This window comes from uncultured Microscilla sp., assembly GCF_947493425.1.
In the GTDB taxonomy this organism is placed as follows: Bacteria; Bacteroidota; Bacteroidia; order Cytophagales; family Microscillaceae; genus Microscilla.
Genome location: NZ_CANLRP010000287.1, coordinates 1 through 5,720, shown reverse-complemented (window position 1 = coordinate 5,720; position 5,720 = coordinate 1). Strand labels below are relative to the sequence as shown.

Genomic DNA, 5,720 nt, shown 5'->3' with positions numbered 1-5,720 from the left:
ATGCAGATGGTTCTATCCATGCTTACGCTTCTACTTTTAGAAAAGGGCTACCCTACCTAGAAAGAGTTGCTGTAAATGTTTGGATTTTTTGGGGGTTTGTAAAAGAACTAATCAAAAAACGTAAACCTCCTTGTTGGATGAAAATGAAGGGAGTTATCACTCCCTTGTAAAACCATGTACAGTAGGATGACCTGTGAACCGAATCTACAGCCGCTTGCTGTGATGAGTTCAACAAAGTTAAACAGGGTGTACGATATATATCGGTATCTAAGGACTTGCCCCTGTGGGCGCTATAGACCCATTTTTTCAAGGTGAAAATCCTGATGTATCGGGGAAGTATGGAGTTGGAGGATGGGGCAAATGGTTCAGGTTATTTTGATAGTTTTATTTAGTTTTATAAAGCTAAATTATCTAAATTAGACAAGCTGGTCAGATAACCATCCAGGTTATAGTACCCAAAACTATTATCTCTTTTCATACGAACTATCTCACTCTAAAACTTTAAAACAATGAAGAAACATTTGTTTGTAATATTTGCGTGCACATTATTAGCATCATTTACTGCTTTTGGTCAAAGCAAACTAAAACCGAAATATAAGGGCTATGATATTTTTTCTGCGGGGAGTTATGTCTACGTGGTACGTTCCGATATTGGCTATTTTCTAAGGGCAAGACGTCTGGATGGAGCCAGTACTACAAAAAGTGAGATATTTCCATTGAATGAAGCATTGTCTAGTGGCATAGGATATTTTGGGTTGAACAGAATATCGGACGGAAAACTCAAAGGAACTCGTTGTGTGGTTCGGGGCACTATGTATTCAACATACAGAAATTTTGGCAGAACAAAAGGACAATTTAAAGACATAGGTTCAGAAGAAGCCCAAGATGGCGATCACTATTTTGCGGTGGGAGTACGAAAAGGCAATAAGCCCAGAAGAATTTATGTTATCAAGGGCAATAAATTTTATAGGTTTAAAAGCCTAAAGGACAAAAAACCTGAGAAAGGGTTTGATGGAGTCGCATTACCCAAAGAATTACAAACCGACTCTACCAACAAAGATGAGATTGTGGCGATCTGGGGGCGAAGTAAGTTCATTTATGTGTTAAAAAACACTGAGTTTGGTCCCTTAATTTACAGAACTTCAGATTTGCGTAAACCTTTCTCTACTGTAGTATCTGCACCCAACGATGGAGTGAGAAAATTTCTGATTGGTGGGCTTACTGCCGAACAAGGGGGAAAAACTTCTGTTGTTTGGAAAAGCATAAGTGGTGCGTTTCCGTTTTGCAATACAAGCTCAAACCAAAGCAGTGAAGTTGCTGCGCCAAAAGTGTCAGAGACCATTACAGTAGGGTTTGTCAAAGGGTCTACCTCCTCGATTGAAAAAAACTGGTCGATAACCGCTACCGTAGGTATGGAAACAGGTGGGTTAGGAGCATTGGTCGCCTCAGCCCATGCCGAATTGTCAACTACCTATGGTGGTGCCTCAGTAAAAACAAAATCAAAAGAATGGTCAACCCAAAATACCACCACTGTTAACCTTGATGAAGGCAAGCTGGTAAAAGGTGGGCAGTGTATTGGCTATTGGCAAGGCCAGATGTTTATCAATAATAAATTGATAATGACTACAGGAATTTATTTTACAGATACTAAAAGCCCTCCGGAAGAAGAACCTGCTTTTTTTAATGTAAAGTAATTATATTAGCCCAGTTCGGTACACCACTGACCTGGGCTAAGAAAAACAATTTTACTCTAGGTCAACTACTAGCTTAACCATTGTATTAAAAGAAGCACGATTGTCAATCCATTGCTTATAGTCTTTAATTTTTATATGTTGGAGGTTTTTGCTTGGATGTAACTTATGGAAAATAGTCAACGCCGCCAAAAAACTACCCGCCCTTGAAGGGTGAAAATTGTCAGTTCCATACAACTTTACTTTTTTATACCTTTTCTGATAAGCCTTCCAAATCACCCCTACCGGAAAAAGCAATGCCTGATTGACCTGGGCAGCATGGCTATAGTTAGCAATGACCCCATCAAAGGTATGGTAATACCATTTGGCTGGCCACACCATATAAAAACCCAGCGAAGCGCCCGCCTCATCGCAAATTCTTTTCAACTTTTGACCATATTCTACCAACGACTGTCTGCCATACTTTTGAGACGAAGGCCCTTGTTGGACAATGACATATTGAATGCCCCTTTTTTTGATCAATGCCTGTACTTTCCCTTCGTTCCAGTGATCTTCGAGGGCGTAGTTGGGCTTACAAAGCGAAATCATTGTCGCCGATTTGCCAAACTTCCCCATGATATATTTCAAAATACTAGGTAAATCATTGGTATAAGTCAGGCTATTGCCCACAAACAGTATTTTTAGGGGAGCAGCACTCATAAGTTTGTTTGCTCCAAAGCAAGGCACTGGTTTGGTGTAGGCAACACAGCTAATTACTAATACAAGTAGCCAAGGCAATTTTTTCATACAATTTGATAATTGATTTGCGCCACAAAATAATGATCTATAGGACTTTATTCACCTAAAAATCGCTGAACTGATTATTTTTTTCGGTGAGTTGTGGGGGGAGGGATGGAAGTTGTATTTTTTAAGTTTGAGTAAGTCAAGTATAGGTTAGGTTTACAAAGCCAAATTGTCTAAATTAGACTACAAGCATTTAGGTTAATCGACCTGAAACTATCTACTTTTAAAGTACGGACTTATTTTAATTTTAATTAAATAGAGTGTATAACATATTAACGGCATATCATATTTATGCCGTTTTTTGATAAATCTGTTTTTGATCCTGTTCAACAAAGAACTTCATGTATTCATCCCAATCTTGGTTCTTCCTTACTGCCCTAATATCAAGTAGACTTTGTGCTCCCTTAAATCCCCAATGCATAGCATTTCTTTCCATACGACTCTTGACAAAGTGTCCACACGCGCTTTCAACCGCCCCAGTAGTAATAGGAAAACCTTTGCTGAGATACGTTTTGTAATCAATCATTTCCTCTTTGTTGGTTAAATAAGTAATTGCCTGGTCAAGTTTTTCAAGCTGATATTTTGTAAAACTATTTGTTGTACGGATATTTTTCCATCCTTCCAACACCTGTATATGTTTGCTGTTGAGTAAAAGCAACGCTTGTGCTTCTACCCACTGGGCTCGTTCCAGATGTTTTTCTCCCAAATAGACATTGGCAACTTTCCAAACATATTCGAGTAAATGGATAAAATCCAAAATATAAGCCTCTATTCGGTGATCCACTTCCAGTATTTTAGCTTGGGCTGTTACTTGGTTTTTCAGTGCTCTGTCTCCATCTATAAGCACCACTATTGGTACATTTCTTTGAGCATCTCTATCCAAAAGTTCATTTAGACCATAATGAATGGCTTTGGGCTTGTTTGACAAAAATGCCCGTAGATGCTGGTCTTCATGCCAGCAATGCTTCTTCTGCTGAGCAGGTGTTACCTTTTTTGCGCCACCCTTCTCTGCTTTGTTCCTGAACAAACCATCAATAATTTGTTCAGGGCTACGACTCTTTGGAGTAAATGAACTACTCAGACTAACTGTTGCCTCTTTTTTACTTCCTCGCTTTTGACCCTTCGATAAACGTATGGCTGAACTATCACTAGTTTTACCCAATTCGGATAAAATCATCGGAACACCTTTTCCGTCAAAGCCAACACTTAAATGTTTGCCAATAGCTACCTGTTCCGGAGTAACAGTATCATAAAATGTCTCTACCTCCGACGAGACACGGGCAGAGCAACGCTTGCTTTGCATACCTGTAAAATTATGACCCAGTATTCGGTTTAAGTAGCTACTGCTTTGTGCAAAGTCCATTTCAGTTGATCCGTAACTTAATAAATCCTCCAGTAAGTAGGAATACTTGCCTGAAGGCAAGCCTAAATAAGCGTCTAAAGGGTAGTAACTCCCCATTGCCTTATGGTAATATTGAGAGCGAGTGAGAGATAACTCGCCAAATACACTCAAATAGCGACGAGTGGTCTTCCCTTTACAAATCAGCCCAACCACTTTCTTTTCTTCCACTACAGACAAACACAAATCAACATAATACTTTAGCAACAGCAAACCCAAGCTTAATAAATCAGTCAAAATGCGACGTTCCACCTTGTGTAAAGGTGTGCCCGATTTTGAACTTTGGTTTAAATCTTCCAATATATCGTCTAATCTTTTGCGAATGGTGGACAATTTATGTTCTTTTATCATGGTAGAGAGGGTTTTTTGTTTGGTCACTTAAAGCTAAGAAGTTTTTAGAACTTCTACTCTCTACTTTTATTTTCTGTTAAATTCAAGCTCATTCAGATATTATATATGACCATCCTGTCATTTGTTATACACTCAATTAAATAAATTGATACAATGAAAAAGCATCTATTAACATTCTTTGCTTGCATGCTGCTCATTTCGTTTGCCACATTTGGTCAAAGCAAACTGAAACCACATTATAAAGGCTATGATATTTTTTCTACCAGAAAATATGTTTATGTAGTACGGACTGACTTGGGGTGTTTTCTGAGGGCAAAAAAACTGGGTGGTTCAAACACCACCAAGAGCGAGATATTCCCTTTAAATGAAGCTTTGGGCAATGCCAAACACTATGTTGGATACACAAATAAAAAAGGCGAAGATAGTAAACGCTGTGCAGTCTGGGAGAATACCTATTCAACACATGAGAACTTTGGCGATGCAAAGGGTAAAGTTAAAGAGATAGGTTCACCTTTGGCAAAAAATGGTGACCATTACTTTGCCCTAAGTACAGAAGAAATGGGCAAGGTCGTGTATGTAATCAAGGGTTTGAAATATTATGTTTTCAAAAGCTTGTCTTCTACAAAGACTTTGAACGAGGGAGTACTTCCCAAAGAGTTGCAAAGCGATGTTGTAGCATTTTGGGGAAGAAAAAAGTATATATATATATTAAAAAACACTAAAGAACGTGGCCCTTTAATTTATAGAGCTACTGCTAGTATATTAAGTAATATGAGACCCAAATTGTCTTCTACCGTATCAGCGCCTAATATTGGCGTAAGAAACTTTTTAGTTGGTGGACTCACTGCCAAAAAAAATGGAGGAACCTCTGTGGTATGGAAAAGTGTGAGTAGTGCTTTTCCTTTTTGTAATGACAGTAAAAACCCGAACTCTTCAGTGGCTGCACCCAAACACGAACAAAGTATTACGGTGGGGTTTGTAAAAGAGGCTACTTCTTCTATCGAGCATAATTGGTCTGTATCTGCTACCATGAGTATTGAGTCATCAGGGCTGGCGTCGTTGGTGGCAAAAAAACATTTAGAACTGAGTGCCTCCTATGGAGGAGTGTCCATTAAATCGGAAACAAAACAGTGGTCTACCGAAAACACCACTACCATTACCTTAGGAGAAGGTAAAAAAGTAAGGGGAGGAAAATGTATAGGATATTGGCAAGGGCAAATACTGGTAAGTGGTAAGCTAATGATGACCACAGGCATTCATTTTACCGATAATAGTAAGCCACCTAAAAAAAGCCCTGTGTTTTATGGTATAAAATAATTGGCAGGAGGGTTTGTACAAAATGATTACCGAAAAGAAACCCTCAACGATACATCAAGAATTACAAAAAAAACCGCCATCAGAAATTCTTCCGATGGCGGTTTTTTAGTGGACCCACCTGGGCTCGAACCAGGGACCACCTGATTATGAGTCAGGTGCTCTAACCAACTGAGCTATAG

The 5,720-nt window shown here is 39.0% G+C and carries 4 protein-coding genes and 1 tRNA gene; 2 read left to right on the top strand and 3 right to left on the bottom strand.

Going from position 1 to position 5,720, the window contains the following annotated elements; genetic code table 11:
• The first annotated feature begins 509 nt into the window (after positions 1–509).
• Complete coding sequence (locus Q0954_RS32490) at positions 510–1,694, top strand: hypothetical protein (RefSeq protein WP_299465714.1); 1,185 nt, start codon at positions 510–512, stop codon at positions 1,692–1,694.
• A 51-nt stretch (positions 1,695–1,745) separates the two neighbouring features.
• On the opposite strand, the gene Q0954_RS32485 is transcribed toward Q0954_RS32490, so the two are convergent.
• Complete coding sequence (locus Q0954_RS32485) at positions 1,746–2,477, bottom strand: SGNH/GDSL hydrolase family protein (protein ID WP_299465711.1); 732 nt, start codon at positions 2,475–2,477, stop codon at positions 1,746–1,748.
• Between the two features lie 286 nt (positions 2,478–2,763).
• On the bottom strand, positions 2,764–4,224 hold the full coding sequence (locus Q0954_RS32480) for an ISKra4 family transposase (protein ID WP_299465708.1): 1,461 nt from the start codon (positions 4,222–4,224) through the stop codon (positions 2,764–2,766).
• A 153-nt stretch (positions 4,225–4,377) separates the two neighbouring features.
• Between Q0954_RS32480 and Q0954_RS32475 the strand changes: the two genes are divergently transcribed.
• Positions 4,378–5,541 (top strand): hypothetical protein, encoded by a 1,164-nt coding sequence (locus Q0954_RS32475; RefSeq protein WP_299465705.1) that lies wholly within the window; start codon positions 4,378–4,380, stop codon positions 5,539–5,541.
• A 109-nt stretch (positions 5,542–5,650) separates the two neighbouring features.
• Here the strand turns inward: Q0954_RS32475 and Q0954_RS32470 are convergent.
• Positions 5,651–5,719: transfer RNA gene (locus tag Q0954_RS32470), tRNA-Met, on the bottom strand.
• Position 5,720 lies beyond the last annotated feature (1 nt).